Origin of the sequence: Paenibacillus sp. ICGEB2008 (assembly GCF_000307675.1) — a bacterium.
GTDB lineage: Bacteria > Bacillota > Bacilli > Paenibacillales > Paenibacillaceae > Paenibacillus > Paenibacillus polymyxa.
Genome location: NZ_AMQU01000007.1, coordinates 628,547 through 643,700, shown reverse-complemented (window position 1 = coordinate 643,700; position 15,154 = coordinate 628,547). Strand labels below are relative to the sequence as shown.

The following is a 15,154-nucleotide window of genomic DNA, read 5'->3' as shown; positions in this document are numbered from 1 at the left end:
CCCCTTGAGAGCAATATAGCTTGGTTTTTTCCATTGTTTAGTTTTAATTAAGATGGCCAATTGCTTCAAAAATACGATAAATTTGCTTAACCACATAAAAGTTGCACTAGACAAAAACTATTGTGGGTGTACAATAGGGATAACGCAATCGCTATGTCACTAATAATATATTTCAATATGAACAAAGAAGGTGAAGCGTATGAAAAATTCAAAGGGCAACTTCGCGGAAATCGCTTCACTGTCGGAAGTGAATCGTTCTTTGAGCGTCCCGAAGGATGGCACCTGGTTTCGGAAGTTTCTTGCCTTTGCTGGACCAGGCTATATGGTCGCTGTCGGCTATATGGACCCTGGCAACTGGGCTACAGACATCGCTGGGGGATCAAAATTCGGCTATACACTGCTTAGTGTCATTCTTATCTCCAACCTGATGGCCATTCTGCTGCAAGCCTTATCTGGCAAGCTCGGTATTGCTACAGGTAAAGATTTGGCTCAAATGTGCGTGATGCTTACAGTCGTCCTGTCGCGATCGGCTTATGGCTTTTATGCGAAATTGCCATTGCAGCCATGGATTTGGCCGAGGTCATCGGTTCAGCCATTGCACTGAAGCTGCTGTTCGGTCTCCCGTTGCTATACGGAGTCATCATTACCGCATTTGATGTTATGCTCATTTTGCTGCTGCAAAATAAAGGTTTCCGTGCATTGGAAACACTCGTCATTGTATTAATGGCCACGATTGCCGGCTGTTTTGGCATTAATCTCATTTTGGCACAACCGGAATGGGGCGGTGTATTGGGTGGCTTTGTACCGGACTCACAAATATTGACGAATCCAAGCATGCTGTATATTGCCATCGGTATTATGGGAGCTACTGTAATGCCACATAACCTGTATCTGCATTCTTCTATTGTACAAACTCGCAAATATGAGCAGACATCAGCAGGTAAACGGGAAGCTATTACATTTGCAACTTGGGATTCCAGTATAGCGCTCATGTTCGCTCTATTCATTAATGCAGCCATCTTGATCGTAGCAGCTGCCGTGTTCCATACAGCAGGAAGAACAGATGTAGCAGAGATTAGTGATGCCTATTATCTGCTTTCGCCATTACTGGGAACCACACTTGCGAGCATACTGTTTGGAGTGGCATTACTCGCCTCAGGTCAAAACTCGACCGTGACAGGTACTTTAGCCGGACAAATCGTGATGGAGGGCTTCTTGAACCTTCGTCTCTCACCTTGGTTGCGTCGTTTGGTGACCCGCCTTATTGCAATTATTCCGGCAGTCATCGTCACTGCGATTGCAGGTGAAAAAGGTGCAGAAGAGCTGCTTGTGCTAAGTCAGGTTATTTTATCCATCCAGCTCCCTTTTGCCATCATTCCATTACTGCTCTTTACCAGTGACAAAAAGATTATGGGTGAATTTGTAAATAAAATGTGGCAAAAAGTAATAACCTGGATCGTGACTGCTGTCATCATTATCTTGAATGTAGTCCTCATTATTCAGACAATTACAGGTTGACAGACTGTTTGCAAGTAACCAATAAAAAAAGAGGTATTCCTGGAGTCCAAAATAGCCATGGAATACCTCTTTTTATTCATTTATTTTTCCAATATGCTTAGAATCAACGCTGCATTCTGTTCAACAAAAAACATAATACCTACTGTTTCTTTCGTATATTTACGGCTCTCTGTTTTTGTAAACCTTTACATCATTGGACTGTAATGATATAATCCGACTATAATCCTTTACTAAATATTTAGTATAAAACATTTAGCAATAAAGTTATGGAGGAGATATCATCATGAGTACGACACGTGTAATGGTTCTTGGGCTCTTGCTACAATACGGAGCAATGTCTGGATATGAAATACAACAGAAAATGCAATCAGCACAAACGGATAAATGGGCTTATGTGCAACCAGCTTCCATATATCACGCCTTAAAAAAACTGGACTCAGAAGGTATTGTGCGTTTAGAAACATTGGAACAGACAGGGAATCGGTCTAAAGCTATATATGCTATTACGGAGGCTGGGAAAAGCGAGTTTAGTCGGCTTTTAATCGAATCATTTAAAGAAACTTCTGTTGTGTTTCCAACAGCCCTGTACACAGCTTTGACTTTTATGGATGAGGCTGGCCTCCATGAAATAGAAGAAGCTTTAAGTTTTCAGCATCAAGCCATTGAAAAAATCTATAAAGAAATGAAACTAGGGCAAGAGCAAAAAGCTGAACTTATGGATATCCCTGTAAACGTCATGCTAATTTTCAAAAATATTTATGATCAATGCGAGCTGCAATTAAAATTTGTTAAGCAAATTAAAGAGGAAATCAGAAAAAATTTATAGGGAGGATGTAATGATGAAAATGAGTAAAGGAGCACACAATAAACAAAAAGCTGCTCTAACGGTTGTCGGATTAGCTGTATTCATTGACATGTTAATCTATGGATTAGTCGTACCCATTTTGCCAAGATACGCAGATTCTCTCGGAGCCACTCAAACCGAAATCGGATTTTTGTTCAGTAGTTATGCAATTGCACTATTTATAGCTACTCCTATTTTTGGTCTGTTAACGGATCGAATTGGGAGAAAGACTCCTCTGTTATGGGGGTTAATTGGACTCATAGCTTCCACTTTAATGTTCGCCATAGCCCACACCTTCTGGCTGCTTGTACTGGCACGTGCTCTTCAAGGGGTCGCAACCGCAATGACCTGGACAGCAGGGCTCGCTCTGCTGGCTGAGCTATACCCATCTGAAGAACGCGGCAAAGCCATGGGCTTGGCGTTATCTGGGCAAGCCGCTGGAACCCTTCTCGGACCGACAATTGGCGGTTGGTTGTATCAATGGGGAAGTTACCAACTCCCTTTTTACTTTGCCATCGCATTGGCTGTCATTGATGCTATACTTCGATTAGTACTCCTGCACGATATTCCGGAAGAGAAAAATGAAAAGTACGTATCTCCTTTTTCGTTCATGAAAAATAAAGATTTGCTTTTGGTTATCGGGGTTGTAATTATCGGGGCATCTGTCCCAAGCGTACTTGAGCCAACATTACCGTTACACCTGCAGCACAATTTTAGCGCTAATCCAGGAGTTATCGGATTGTTATTTGCTATTCCCACACTTGCTTATGGCCTGGCAACACCCTTTATAGGTCAGTTCTCCAGCAAGATCGGCTATAAAATTGGAATTCTCCTCGGTCTACTTATGATATCCATTGCTCTTCCTCTGACAGCACTTCCAGCAATATTATCGCTTCAAGCTGTTATTCTAGCTGTTTTAGGGGTTAGCATGGGTATGGTTCTTGCTCCCTGCTTACCTCAACTTGCTGATATTTCTCAACGAAGTGGCATTCATTCTTATGGAATTACTTTTGCTCTCTATAACACGGCATACTCGATTGGTCTAATGATCGGCCCTATTTTGAGCAGTACTCTCACCGATTTAATGAATATTCAATTATCTTACTTAGTCATTGGTATGATTGTATTAATATACATGTTGGTACTCGCTTCAGCCTTAAGGAAAACCAAAAATTCATCAAACAATGTAAAGCTAAGTAAATAAGTGAACAACAAATTCATATCACCTATAAGAAATAAAATACTTCCTTTGCAGCTATCCATCCCAGAGCATCCTATCCATAGAAAAAGGTATCCTCCAAGCTTATCGCTCAGGGATACCTTTTTCATTCATCTATGGCTTAACTGGCTTAACCTTCATTAGCGCTTCAAGCGCAAGATTCAGCTTGAGCACGTTCACACGCGGTTCGCCGAAAACACCGGCGCTGCGGCCTTCTGTCTGCTCCTGCACCAGCGCCTTCAGCTGGTCCTGACTAATCCCCGTCAAGCCGCTAATACGTGGAATTTGAGCCTGTGCCGCCTGTGGCGAGATGTGCGGGTCCAGACCAGAGCCGGAGTTCGTAATCAGGTCCAATGGAACCTGACTAACGGGTACATCCGGGTTATGCTTCTGCCAATCCGCAATAGATTCCTTGATCCGCTGCACCAATGCCGGGTTCGAGGGTGCGTAGTTACTTGAGCCTGAACCAGCCCCATTATAATCGATACTTGATACCCGACCTTGAAAAAACGCCGGATTGGCAAAGGACTGTCCAATCAGCTCAGAGCCGACCACCCGCCCCCCCGTGTCACGAAGCATACTGCCGTTTGCTTGCCGTGGAAACAGGACTTGCGCCACTCCTGTGCTGACCAGCGGGTATGCCAAACCGCACAATAGGATCATTAGCACAGAAGTTCGCAAAGCCACTCCAATAACCGTGCTTCCTCGCATCTCTTGTCTCTCCGGTTGATTTTCCGGCACCGCCTCCGTTCCTGTACGCTTGTTATGATCTTGTCCGCCAGATCCGGCTTTCTCATGTGCAGCAAACCTGCGTCCAGACAACATCCGATAAAAACCACTCATGTCGCTCACCCTTTCTGCACTAAATCCACAAATGTACCAGCAAATCAATGGCCTTAATGCCGACAAACGGTACCACCATACCGCCCAGACCATAAATCAGTAAATTCCGTCCCAATAGCCGATCCGAGCTCATTGGCTTATACTTTACACCCTTCATTGCCAGCGGAATCAGAAGTGGAATAATGACTGCATTAAAAATAAGCGCCGATAAAATAGCCGATAACGGGGAGCCCAGCCTCATGACGTTCAATGCACCCATTTGCGGAATAGCCAGCATGAACATCGCCGGGATAATGGCAAAATATTTAGCCACATCGTTCGCAATACTGAACGTTGTCAATGCCCCACGTGTCATAAGCAGCTGCTTGCCAATAGCGACCACCTCAATAATTTTGGACGGATCAGAATCCAGGTCCACCATATTAGCAGCTTCCTTGGCCGCGACTGTGCCGCTATTCATGGCAAGACCGACATCTGCCTGCGCCAGCGCAGGCGCATCATTGGTACCATCTCCGGTCATAGCCACCAGCTTACCCTGCTCCTGCTCCCGGCGGATAACCGCAATTTTATCTTCCGGCTTGCTTTCAGCTACAAAATCGTCCACCCCTGCTTCACGTGCAATGGTAGCAGCGGTCAGCGGATTATCACCGGTACACATAATCGTGCGGATACCCATTTCCCGGAGCTGATCAAAACGCTCCTTCATGCCCGGCTTCACCGTATCCTTCAAATAAATAATGCCGTATATCCGATCATCCAGCGCCACTGCTAGCGGTGTCCCCCCTTCTGCGGCTACCTGATTCGCTTTTTCCTCCAAATCGGTCGGAACACTGCCTTTTTGCGATACAACCCACTGCCGGACAGAGTCCACGGCGCCTTTGCGTACTCTTCGTCCATCAGCGAGATCCAGACCACTCATCCGGGTTTCTGCCTTGAACTCGATAAAGGTTCCACCTGCTGCCAAGGATTCATCCAGCGTGTATTCCTGCTTACGCATCAATTCCAGTACCGAGCGTCCCTCAGGCGTCTCATCCTTTAGTGAACTCATCGCTGCCCATTTCGCTAGCTCTGCCTTTTCTATACCATCTACAACCACGAATTCACTCGCCATCCGGTTACCGAAGGTGATGGTACCCGTTTTATCTAGAATCATCGTATTGATGTCCCCGGAGGCTTCTACCGCCTTGCCTGACATGGCCAGCACGTTAAACTGGGTAACCCGGTCCATACCGGCAATCCCAATCGCCGACAAAAGTCCGCCAATCGTGGTCGGAATCAGACAGACCAGCAACGAAATCAGCACGGGAACAGGCAAATCAATCTTAAAATGACGGGCTATCGGGGCCAGCGTCACCACCACAATGAGAAAAATAATCGTCAAGCTAATCAGTAATGTATTCAGCGCAATTTCATTTGGCGTTTTTTGCCGCTGTGCACCTTCCACGAGCGAAATCATTTTATCAATAAACGTTTCACCCGGCTCAGTCGTAATCCGCACCTTAATGCGGTCACTGACTACCCGCGTCCCGCCAGTTACCGAGCAAAAATCACCGCCCGATTCCTTAATGACCGGAGCTGATTCTCCCGTAATTGCAGATTCGTCTACCGAGGCTAGGCCTTCAATAACCTCACCATCGCTTGGAATCATTTCGCCCTGAGAGACGATTACCACGTCACCTTTACGCAATGCTGTTGAGCTGACCACCTGAATCTCATTCCCGACGAGCTTATTAGCTTGTGAGTCCTGCTTGGATTTTTTCAAGGAAGCAGCTTGTGCTTTCCCCCGTCCCTCCGCGAGCGCTTCAGCAAAGTTAGCAAAAAGCAGCGTGAACAACAAAATAATAAATACAGCCAAGTTAAAGCCCATTTCCTTGCCGGTTCCAAAATAACCGGGAAGCAGTAGCATGAGCAGTACGACCAATGTACCGATCTCCACGACGAACATGACAGGATTTTTCATCATGATCATCGGATTTAATTTGATAAAGCTATCCTTGACCGCCTGCTTCAAGATGCTTCTATCCAGCATGCGTTTGCGTTGTTCCTTCATGATCAAGCACCCCGTTCATCCATTCTCATTTTCCTTCTATGCTCATTCTTCATCACATGGTCAAAAATTCAGCTACAGGACCCAGTACGATCACCGGCAAAAAGGTTAACGCACCAATCAACAGGACCACTCCGATTAGGATGGCTCCAAACAGCTTGTTGTCCGTGCGCAGTGTACCCATCGTCACCGGGGTCGGCGCTTTGGCATTCAACGAAGCCGCCACAGCCAGCAATGCAATCATGGATACATATCGTCCAAAGAACATAACCGCACCTGTTGTAACATTCCAAAACACGTTGTTATCCGAAAGACCTTCAAATCCCGAGCCGTTATTTGCCGCAGATGATGCATATTCATAGAGCACCTGAGTCAACCCGTGATATCCGGGGTTAGAGACCGCATCATATCCCCAATGACTCATAAACGCAAGCGCAGTGGGAGCAAGAATAAGAAACGGATGTACCAAAATGGCAATTGCAATCAGCTTCATTTCCTTGCCTTCAATTTTCCTACCCATAAATTCCGGGGTTCTTCCGACCATCAGTCCGCATATAAACACTCCCAGAATCGCATACATCAGCATATTCATCAGCCCGACGCCCTTGCCGCCAAAAATGACGTTTAGCATCATTTCTCCCAAAGCAGCCATACCACCTAGCGGGGTCAATGTATCATGCATATTATTGACCGAACCTGTCGTTGCCGCCGTTGTGACCGCAGTGAATAATGCCGATTGTCCAATGCCGAAACGAACCTCTTTCCCTTCCATGCTTCCCTGAGATGCATCCATACCCAGTGCCTGAATTAACGGATTACCTGTTTTCTCCGACACATACGTTATGGTTAGAAAAATAAGGAACAAGACCATCATCGAGCTGAAAATAATCCAGCCCTGCTTGCGATTACGGGCAAACAATCCAAATGTATACGGCAGCGAAGCCGGCATTACCCACATTGCCAAAATTTCCAGTACGTTCGTCCAAGGACTTGGATTCTCAAAAGGATGCGCAGAATTAGCTCCCGCAAAACCGCCCCCGTTCGTGCCCAAATGCTTGATGGATTCCAATGAGGCAATGGGTCCCATAGCAATCTGCTGCTGTGTACCACTTAAAGTCGTAATATCCGCCGTGGACTGTAGCGTCTGTGGTACTTTTAATCCCACCAGCACCAGCGTAAGTACAAAGGCAAGCGGTAGGAAAATCCGTATGTTGGCTTTAATAAAATCTTGAAAAAAATTACCCAGCCCTTCACCGCGCCGCGTCAATCCCCTCATAAAAGCCGCAGCAACCGAAAACCCCGAAGCAGCCGAAGTAAACATCATCATCGTGACGAACGCCATCTGTGTCAGATACGTAAGCCCGCTTTCTCCGCTGTAATGTTGGAGATTCGTATTGGTCATAAAGCTGATTACTGTATTAAAGGCCAATGATGCTTCCATATTACTGTTCCCAACCGGATTGCCCGGAAGTATAGCCTGCAAGCGCAATAGCAGGTAGCTGATCCCCACAAGCACCACATTGGTTGCAATGAAACTCATAGCATACGTGGTCCAGCGCATGCTGTCCTGTTTCTTCAAGCCTACAGCCTTATAAATCAGCTTTTCCGTTCCACCAAAAATACGATCCGTCCGATTCGGTTCATTCGAGAATACGTGATACATATAGGTGCCCATCGGCTTTACCAAGAGCAACAATATGATGATCACAATCCCAATTTGCAGTAGCTCCATCCTCTATTCCTCCTTAAAATGCTCCTGCATTTGGAACAACAGACCTGATTCAGACCATCCATTGAGTGCACACGTTTGCGAAAATCTGCATCTCTGATGCTGCATTCTTGATCTGCTGTTCCCGCCTGCTCGATCCTATAGTTGACTAGAATTTTTCAGGATTCAGGAGTGCGTAGATTAAATACACGAACACAATAGCCGTAAGTCCTAGCACAACGATCATCCTCTTCGCCCTCCTTTTGAGGTCTGCGCATCACACCAGCGTACAAACAGCAGTATCACTCCATAACTCACAGCCATTACGAGCAGCATGTATAAATCCATCATGTTCATACCCTCCGTATCGCTTTTCAGATTGCCCTTTTGATTCCATCATAAAATCATAAACCAGCTATGTTATAAGTGCTTATCCGTTCAGCAGGAAACCCACCTCTCCGTTCAATGTGTAGATCACATGGTCCGCTCCCAATCCCCGATAAATTCCTTGTGGATTACAGCCGTGCGTAATAACATAGATCAATTCTGATGTTAGTGGCCGACATATTTGCAGGAAACGGCAAGTTAGATTCAAGCTGTTTTCGAACAAATACACACTACCAATTTCTTTTTTAGGAAAATTCCATTTTCCCGCTTGCATCGTATTGATGCGCACAATGTGCTCCACACCCATTTTTTTGAGTTGTCGTTCCTCCTGGGTGCTATTTGTGAGAACTGCAAACGCCAATTTTTTGAACATAAGCAATTTCACAAAACTTCTGCCCGCTTCATTCGGTGCAGTGACAATAATTAACCGACCTTCCATCAGTAGCTCCTCTCCCGGTATAAAAAGACAACAAAAAGAAGCCGAAGGAAAAAGGCTTCCTCCGGCTTCATACATTCCATGATAAAATAAACCATGGCTGCACACGGCGGTTTGTTGCCTCTCCCTGTACGCTTACGAGGTTAGCTGTCGGATTCGGACGTGAGAGTCGCCCTATTTACGGCACTTGGCCGGAAAATTCACCCCATGAGACACACGGCTTGCAAAGCCGTATATACTCGTTGGTTCCCCCGCTTTTGCAACTGCAAAATTCAGCGCTTTAGACAATTCGTTGTTGCTTCATTGTTGTTAATTTGAAATTACGTCTTGAATCATACACCCGTGCAAGGAAGACTGTAAAGCTCAACGGCAAGGCTATAAATCACCCTTTAGAGCATAGAAGATTAAGGATAACGCTTACAACCAACCTATGCTTCTCGTATCTCTCTAAAACTCTGTATTTCACCCCTTTTTGAAAATGAAAGGCATGTCAATATTGGCGTAGGGTATGGTACGGTTGCCCTTTATTATAAAAAAGAAAGAAAATGCGCTATATGTACTAGATAATTATCGAATGAAGCCTTTTTTATGAGAAGAAACACCTCAATTTGCTCCATTTGAAGTGCGATTTACCGTTTTGAACAAAAGACGATTTTACAATGCACAATGTTTGTAGACTCTTCTGGACTTGCAACCCCTTGTTGAATTGTTCACAATTTAATTGTAGAATATTGAATTAGGAGGGATATCATGAGCGTATATAAATATGATGCACAGACCCTACAAGGGGCACAAATTCCGTTATCCACATACGAAGGGAAAGTTCTTCTTATCGTGAATACTGCCAGCAAATGTGGGTTAACCCCCCAGTACAAGGCGCTACAAGAGCTATATGACCAGTATCATGAACAGGGGCTCGAAATTTTGGGATTTCCCAGCAACCAGTTCGCCAAACAAGAGCCGGGTTCCAGCGAGGAGATCTCCGGGTTTTGCCAACTCAATTACGGAGTGACCTTTCCCATGTTCGCCAAGACAAATGTTAACGGTGATCAGGCACATCCTCTATTTCACTACCTGACCCACACTGCTCCAGGCGTATTAGGCTCCAAAGCGATCAAATGGAATTTTACTAAATTTTTAATTACACGAGAAGGTAACGTATTTAAGCGTTATGCGCCGCAAACCACTCCAGACAAGCTTGTAGGAGATATTAAGAAGCTTTTGCAGAAAAACTGACAATCTTTATGCACTACAGTCAACGAGCGGTCCGTTGTCCATACGACCGCTTCTGTGACGGGAGGATATGACGAAAAGTATTTAACAAAAAAGCATCCCTTCACGTAAAACGTGTCAGGATGCTTTTTCAACTGGGTACTGCATATAATGCGGTCGAGAGGACTCGAACCTCCACGGGCGTACGCCCACTACCCCCTCAAGATAGCGTGTCTGCCATTCCACCACGACCGCATGTCATAATGTATTGAGGCAACAGATTTATTATACTCTCTCAGCAACAATTTGTAAACAAGAATATTATAATTATTTTAATGTAACTTTACATAACATATATAAGCAATAAAATTATTTAATTTGACATAATTGAGTTCGAAGTGTAAATATATATTACATAAATATTTGAATTATTATTATAAAAATAAGATTTGAGTCAAATAACATCACACAAATATTCACTTCAAGGAGGCGAACCGTCCTGTATAAAGGTAACCGGTTGCTAAACTACGCATTATTGTTGGACCCTTCCCTACCTATTGGTGGTTTCACCCGTTTCTACGGATTGGAGGAGCGTTTCCGCGCTGGACACCTGAACAGTCTACAGGATCTGAAACATTACATGCGAGACGATTGGTATCCTCAAATCACAACCCTTGACGGCATGGCCATTAAAAGTCTGTATGCAGCCATCCAGCAGAATGACGGTTGGCGGATCGCCCTTATTGATAAAATGCTGCACGCCCAACATCCTTCCTCGCAGCATGTAAAAGAGTCGCGACTTTCTGGCCAGCGACTGCTCAAGCTCACCAAGGCTCTTTATCCTTGGCTCGCATTTGACCAACTGGAAGACACACTCACTCAATACAATGCAATTGGCACACTCGCTACTGTCCACACTTGGATTAACTCCCTCCTCGGAAGCGATATAGAACAGACCATTCACGGCTATTTTGCCACAGCGGTATCCTTCTGTATCGAAGATGCCTTCAGACTACTCAATCCTCCTTATGAGGAAAAAAGTCCTCTTATCGATCATATGACCAGCGAGTTGCTTACCACCTGGAAGACGATTAACAAACCTACGCCAAGCTCATATCAGCGCCATCTTTTCCACAGCCATCGGACCAGCTCCTACATCACTCAGCCACCCTATATGAGCCATAGCAGCCAATTGAATGCATCCAGACCCTTTTCCTCCTCCGTCCTATTTAAACGCCTTCCAGCATCCCTCTGATGCGTCGTTTACCAATCTAGCAGTCACAATAAAAATACTCTGCCCTTTTCTCAAGCGGCAGAGTATTTCATGTATCCCAAATTCACACCAATAACAGACCATAGTCGGATTATTTTCACTTTTTGCACTTAATTAAGTAATTATTTTAACGAAATGCCGTATTTAAGATTGTATAAACACGTATAAAAGTGTATCATAGTTTTAGATGGTTAATTCTAACATGTTTACTGATGATTATTATATCACACCAATTATTCCGTAAGAATCCGTAAGGGGCGATTTCTCTTGAACAACAAAATGCCTGTCACCTCCTTCGGGTGGGCCATCAAACAAAGGCTTGTCGAGCTTCGGCTGGATCAGAAAACATTTTGCGAGACACATAATATTCCGCCTTCACGCTTGTCCAATCTGATTCACGGCACCCGCAAAGCACAAAGGTACAGAAAACAAGTTGCTGCAATTCTGAATATCGACGATAACGATTATAAGGAGGCAACACCACACTAAATCCAACAAGCATTTCAGCATCCATCGCGTCGCCATATTATCAGGAAACCAAATAAACCCGTAAACCGAACCCTCAGTTCGTTTTACGGGTTATCACCCAGGCGTTTAGCCATAGATTATTCAAGTTTTGTTTTGTCCTTCTCTCTTTTTTGCTTACGGTACTTCGCAAATTCAACGTATTCTAAAATAAAGTTCTGTTCTTCTGTCTCAAGATCTTCAGCCTGGCAATTCAGTGGCCCCATCACCCCAAAAAAATAAGCAGCCTTCTGCTCCTGAAGCACGCCTTCCCCTGGCTTAATCCCTTTCATCAACCAGTCGAGCGATACATTAAAAAAGTCCGAAATCTGAATCAAATGGGCGGTACCTGGCGTTGTTTTTCCCCTTCTCCAATCACCGAGATTCCCTGAGCTAATTTTAAGCTTTTCACAAAATGCCTTCTTGGTCATTCCTCGATCCTTAATTAAAGCTTCAATCCGCTGATAAATAGTTTGATCTCCCACAACGTTTCCCCTCCGACACTGTAGCTTTTTCTAATTAATTTTCAATTGTACACATTAGAATGTCCTTATCAAATCCCACAGCAAACATTAATCAGTAGTTGAATTGGGCTGGTTTTTCTCTTTACGAAAGCGGGTAAATTCAATATACTCAAGTATAAAATCTCTTTCCGCCTCACTTAGCGATCCCCCCTGGCAATTCAGTTGCCCTGAAGCTCCAAAAAAATAAGGGTCCTGCGACTCCTTCAGCACCTTACTCTGCACGTCTCGACCCAGCATAATCCAATCCAGACTAGCGTCAAAAAAAGAAGCGATTTCTATGAGTTTATTCGTGCCTGGTGTCGTTTTTCCTCTTTTCCAATCTCCAAAGTTCCCTGTACTAATGCCCAACTGCTGGCAAAACGCCTTTTTGGTCATACCTCGTTCCTTAATGAGCTCCTCAATGCGTTGGTAAATAGATTGCATAGAAGTTCCTTCCTCCCTAGCAGGCTCTCCAAATAACGATATCATGTCCCTTGTTCCCTTTTCAAAGATCGCGTGTGCTAAAATTACCGAATTATGTATGTTGGTTTTCATTATACCACAATATGCAACAAAAACCGCCTGTTTTCCGAAGAAAGGGCGGTCTTTAAGTCAGTTCGCTTACGCCAATCACGTAGCAGAGTTGTCGATTTTAAGTAAAATCCGCTTCAATTCGTTCAACGTTTCACTTAAGTGCAATAAATCTTCTTCCGGCAGATACACCAGTCTCTCTTGAATTTTATTAGAGAAGGTATGAAACACCTGTTCACAAAAAGCGTCGCCTTCTTCTGTAATGGCTACGTTCACGACTCTACGATCCGAGTCGCACGATTGACGGTCAGCCAACCCATGCTCCACCAGCTTATCCAGAAGAGGAGTCATGTTTGGACGAGAGACATTTAGTTGTTTGGACAAATCGGATACCGTAGACGAACGCACTTCACGCAGAAGCAAGAGTACCTGAAAGTTATTAGGTGACAAATGCAACGGAAAATCAAGCGGACCGTAGGTGAAAAATTTCTTCTTCACAATCGGAAACAAGCCCAAAATATTTTCTGATATATTTCCTAACAGTTGAGTGTCCATATTTTTCACCGTCACTTCATAAGTTTATATATTTATTATTCTATAACATTATGGCGTTATATTATACTATGGAATCATTATTTCATCATAATCATTGTTTAATTGCATCCATGCACAAATAAAAAAAGCCTCTAACGCGAGAGACTTTTCCGTTTATTCCATTGATGCGGTCGAGAGGACTCGAACCTCCACGAGCGTACGCTCACTACCCCCTCAAGATAGCGTGTCTGCCATTCCACCACGACCGCATAACAAAATATAAATGGTGAGCCATGAAGGACTCGAACCTTCGACACCCTGATTAAAAGTCAGGTGCTCTACCAACTGAGCTAATGGCTCATGCTGTTCATCCTAGCTGTCCGCCATTAGATCAGACCTCAGGAATTCCCCTTAAGCATGCAACATGTAGTCTGTAAAGACAACAATGACCCGTAGGGGATTCGAACCCCTGTTACCTCCGTGAAAGGGAGGTGTCTTAACCCCTTGACCAACGGGCCTTATGAATGTACACCAACTTGGCGACAAGAAAGAGTATATCAAATAGAATAGTAAATGGCAATACTTATTTTTAAAATTTTCAAAAAAGCTATTTTATATAATTGTAAAATGCATATTTACTTACATTAACTTATTTATTATCATCTAAACCCTGAAAAATCACGATAAATGATTGCAAAATCACTTATATTTACTTATAATCACTTACGAGATACCGAAATGATTATATATTAGAGGAGCTTTCTATGTATCAGGAAGAACGAATGTTAAAAATCGTTGATTACTTACAGCTTCACAAGCGTATTTCGGTGGATGATATTTGCGAAATTTTTAATGTTTCACGGGATACGGCCCGCCGAGACCTGGTAAAACTTGAGGAGCACCAAAAAATTATTCGTACCCGCGGCGGTGCCCTTCTCCCTAAACTGCATCACGATCCAATTGGAAATTATAACGAAAGACTGCTTACTGTATCTGAGGAGAAACAAGTGATCGGACAATTGGCTGCCAGTATGGTACGAGATAGGGATCGTATTATATTGGATTCCTCTACCACCGTACAGGCGTGTGCAGAAAGACTGAATGTGCAGGAATGTTCGGTTATCACCAATTCAATCAATCAGGCTGACGTACTATCTGGAAAAGACGGTGTCTCCATTCATCTATTGGGGGGCCGCCTCCAAAAAGAACACCGATATGTATACGGTTCGTCCGTAATCGCCACTTTGTCTCACTATTTTGTAGACAAAGCTTTTATCGGGATTGGAGGCATATCAGCTCACGGACTAAGCCTGATTCATGAAGAAGACGGTATGCTGAAGCATCAGATGATGAAACAGGCAGATCAGGTGATCATCCTTGCGGACCATTCGAAATTCGGAATCAATTTCCCGTATCGTTTTGCTGATTTGTCTGAGGTTAATATCGTGATCACCGATCGCTTACCAGAACCGGCGATGCTGGAAATTTTGCAACACCATGATATCGAAGTTGTTGTCCCCTCATAAACTTGAAGCCAATCGCTCTAACTAGACGCAATATGTATAACAGAGATATCAGAAGACAGGAGCTGGAGA

General features: G+C 44.2%; 14 protein-coding genes, 4 tRNA genes, 1 pseudogene and 1 riboswitch. Of the genes and pseudogenes, 7 read left to right on the top strand and 12 right to left on the bottom strand.

The genetic code is table 11. The features are described from left to right. Window positions 1–199: 199 nt before the first annotated feature. From C400_RS0107580 to C400_RS0107570, 3 genes and pseudogenes are all read left to right on the top strand, one after another. Window positions 200–1,518 (top strand): annotated as a pseudogene (locus tag C400_RS0107580) (Nramp family divalent metal transporter). A 283-nt stretch (window positions 1,519–1,801) separates the two neighbouring features. Continuing rightward, window positions 1,802–2,344, top strand: a complete 543-nt coding sequence (locus C400_RS0107575) for a PadR family transcriptional regulator (protein ID WP_017426536.1) — start codon at window positions 1,802–1,804, stop codon at window positions 2,342–2,344. A gap of 13 nt (window positions 2,345–2,357) precedes the next feature. Further along, complete coding sequence (locus C400_RS0107570; protein WP_017426535.1) at window positions 2,358–3,566, top strand: MFS transporter; 1,209 nt, start codon at window positions 2,358–2,360, stop codon at window positions 3,564–3,566. 129 nt (window positions 3,567–3,695) lie between these two features. On the opposite strand, the gene kdpC is transcribed toward C400_RS0107570, so the two are convergent. The 5 genes from kdpC to C400_RS0107545 form a co-directional block, all read right to left on the bottom strand. After that, on the bottom strand, window positions 3,696–4,424 hold the full coding sequence (gene kdpC, locus C400_RS0107565; RefSeq protein WP_017426534.1) for a potassium-transporting ATPase subunit KdpC: 729 nt from the start codon (window positions 4,422–4,424) through the stop codon (window positions 3,696–3,698). A 19-nt stretch (window positions 4,425–4,443) separates the two neighbouring features. Continuing rightward, complete coding sequence (gene kdpB, locus C400_RS0107560) at window positions 4,444–6,474, bottom strand: potassium-transporting ATPase subunit KdpB (protein WP_017426533.1); 2,031 nt, start codon at window positions 6,472–6,474, stop codon at window positions 4,444–4,446. Window positions 6,475–6,526: 52 nt separating this feature from the next. After that, entirely contained in the window at window positions 6,527–8,203 is a 1,677-nt protein-coding gene (kdpA, locus tag C400_RS0107555; RefSeq protein ID WP_017426532.1) for a potassium-transporting ATPase subunit KdpA, read from the bottom strand. 145 nt (window positions 8,204–8,348) lie between these two features. Next, a complete protein-coding gene (gene kdpF / locus C400_RS28685; RefSeq protein ID WP_080561203.1) occupies window positions 8,349–8,426 on the bottom strand; it encodes a K(+)-transporting ATPase subunit F in 78 nt (25 codons plus the stop codon). A gap of 183 nt (window positions 8,427–8,609) precedes the next feature. Continuing rightward, complete coding sequence (locus C400_RS0107545) at window positions 8,610–9,005, bottom strand: hypothetical protein (RefSeq protein WP_016820703.1); 396 nt, start codon at window positions 9,003–9,005, stop codon at window positions 8,610–8,612. 113 nt (window positions 9,006–9,118) lie between these two features. After that, a riboswitch (cyclic di-AMP (ydaO/yuaA leader) is annotated at window positions 9,119–9,290 on the bottom strand. 462 nt (window positions 9,291–9,752) lie between these two features. Between C400_RS0107545 and C400_RS0107540 the strand changes: the two genes are divergently transcribed. Further along, on the top strand, window positions 9,753–10,238 hold the full coding sequence (locus tag C400_RS0107540) for a glutathione peroxidase (RefSeq protein WP_017426531.1): 486 nt from the start codon (window positions 9,753–9,755) through the stop codon (window positions 10,236–10,238). A 148-nt stretch (window positions 10,239–10,386) separates the two neighbouring features. Here C400_RS0107540 and C400_RS0107535 read toward each other — a convergent pair. Beyond that, window positions 10,387–10,469 (bottom strand) — tRNA-Leu (locus C400_RS0107535). A 262-nt stretch (window positions 10,470–10,731) separates the two neighbouring features. Between C400_RS0107535 and C400_RS0107530 the strand changes: the two genes are divergently transcribed. Beyond that, window positions 10,732–11,469, top strand: a complete 738-nt coding sequence (locus C400_RS0107530; protein WP_017426530.1) for an urease accessory protein UreF — start codon at window positions 10,732–10,734, stop codon at window positions 11,467–11,469. Window positions 11,470–11,754: 285 nt separating this feature from the next. After that, window positions 11,755–11,976: a Rha family transcriptional regulator gene (locus C400_RS0107525; protein WP_013369935.1), complete on the top strand. Its 222-nt coding sequence runs from the start codon at window positions 11,755–11,757 to the stop codon at window positions 11,974–11,976. A gap of 116 nt (window positions 11,977–12,092) precedes the next feature. Here C400_RS0107525 and C400_RS0107520 read toward each other — a convergent pair whose 3' ends face one another. From C400_RS0107520 to C400_RS0107495, 6 genes are all read right to left on the bottom strand, one after another. After that, complete coding sequence (locus tag C400_RS0107520) at window positions 12,093–12,476, bottom strand: helix-turn-helix domain-containing protein (RefSeq protein ID WP_016818371.1); 384 nt, start codon at window positions 12,474–12,476, stop codon at window positions 12,093–12,095. 87 nt (window positions 12,477–12,563) lie between these two features. Beyond that, window positions 12,564–12,938, bottom strand: coding sequence for a helix-turn-helix domain-containing protein (locus tag C400_RS0107515; RefSeq protein WP_016818372.1), 375 nt, complete (start codon window positions 12,936–12,938; stop codon window positions 12,564–12,566). Between the two features lie 186 nt (window positions 12,939–13,124). After that, window positions 13,125–13,580 carry a MarR family winged helix-turn-helix transcriptional regulator gene (locus C400_RS0107510; protein WP_017426529.1) on the bottom strand — a complete coding sequence of 152 codons (456 nt, stop codon included), beginning with the start codon at window positions 13,578–13,580 and terminating at the stop codon, window positions 13,125–13,127. A 165-nt stretch (window positions 13,581–13,745) separates the two neighbouring features. Beyond that, window positions 13,746–13,828, bottom strand: a tRNA-Leu gene (locus C400_RS0107505). A 15-nt stretch (window positions 13,829–13,843) separates the two neighbouring features. Continuing rightward, window positions 13,844–13,919: transfer RNA gene (locus C400_RS0107500), tRNA-Lys, on the bottom strand. Between the two features lie 86 nt (window positions 13,920–14,005). Next, window positions 14,006–14,077, bottom strand: a tRNA-Glu gene (locus C400_RS0107495). A gap of 246 nt (window positions 14,078–14,323) precedes the next feature. Between C400_RS0107495 and C400_RS0107490 the strand changes: the two genes are divergently transcribed. Continuing rightward, window positions 14,324–15,085, top strand: coding sequence for a DeoR/GlpR family DNA-binding transcription regulator (locus C400_RS0107490; RefSeq protein WP_017426528.1), 762 nt, complete (start codon window positions 14,324–14,326; stop codon window positions 15,083–15,085). Window positions 15,086–15,154: the final 69 nt, after the last annotated feature.

What these genes read in the sequence shown, in the direction of transcription:
- C400_RS0107540 (WP_017426531.1), top strand. Translation starts at nt 9,753, where the DNA reads ATGAGCGTATATAAATATGATGCACAGACCCTACAAGGGGCACAAATT.
- C400_RS0107510 (WP_017426529.1), bottom strand. Translation starts at nt 13,580, where the DNA reads ATGGACACTCAACTGTTAGGAAATATATCAGAAAATATTTTGGGCTTG.
- C400_RS0107575 (WP_017426536.1), top strand. Translation starts at nt 1,802, where the DNA reads ATGAGTACGACACGTGTAATGGTTCTTGGGCTCTTGCTACAATACGGA.
- C400_RS0107490 (WP_017426528.1), top strand. Translation starts at nt 14,324, where the DNA reads ATGTATCAGGAAGAACGAATGTTAAAAATCGTTGATTACTTACAGCTT.
- C400_RS0107570 (WP_017426535.1), top strand. Translation starts at nt 2,358, where the DNA reads ATGAAAATGAGTAAAGGAGCACACAATAAACAAAAAGCTGCTCTAACG.
- kdpC (WP_017426534.1), bottom strand. Translation starts at nt 4,424, where the DNA reads ATGAGTGGTTTTTATCGGATGTTGTCTGGACGCAGGTTTGCTGCACAT.
- C400_RS0107515 (WP_016818372.1), bottom strand. Translation starts at nt 12,938, where the DNA reads ATGCAATCTATTTACCAACGCATTGAGGAGCTCATTAAGGAACGAGGT.
- kdpA (WP_017426532.1), bottom strand. Translation starts at nt 8,203, where the DNA reads ATGGAGCTACTGCAAATTGGGATTGTGATCATCATATTGTTGCTCTTG.
- C400_RS0107545 (WP_016820703.1), bottom strand. Translation starts at nt 9,005, where the DNA reads ATGGAAGGTCGGTTAATTATTGTCACTGCACCGAATGAAGCGGGCAGA.
- kdpB (WP_017426533.1), bottom strand. Translation starts at nt 6,474, where the DNA reads ATGAAGGAACAACGCAAACGCATGCTGGATAGAAGCATCTTGAAGCAG.
- kdpF (WP_080561203.1), bottom strand. Translation starts at nt 8,426, where the DNA reads ATGATCGTTGTGCTAGGACTTACGGCTATTGTGTTCGTGTATTTAATC.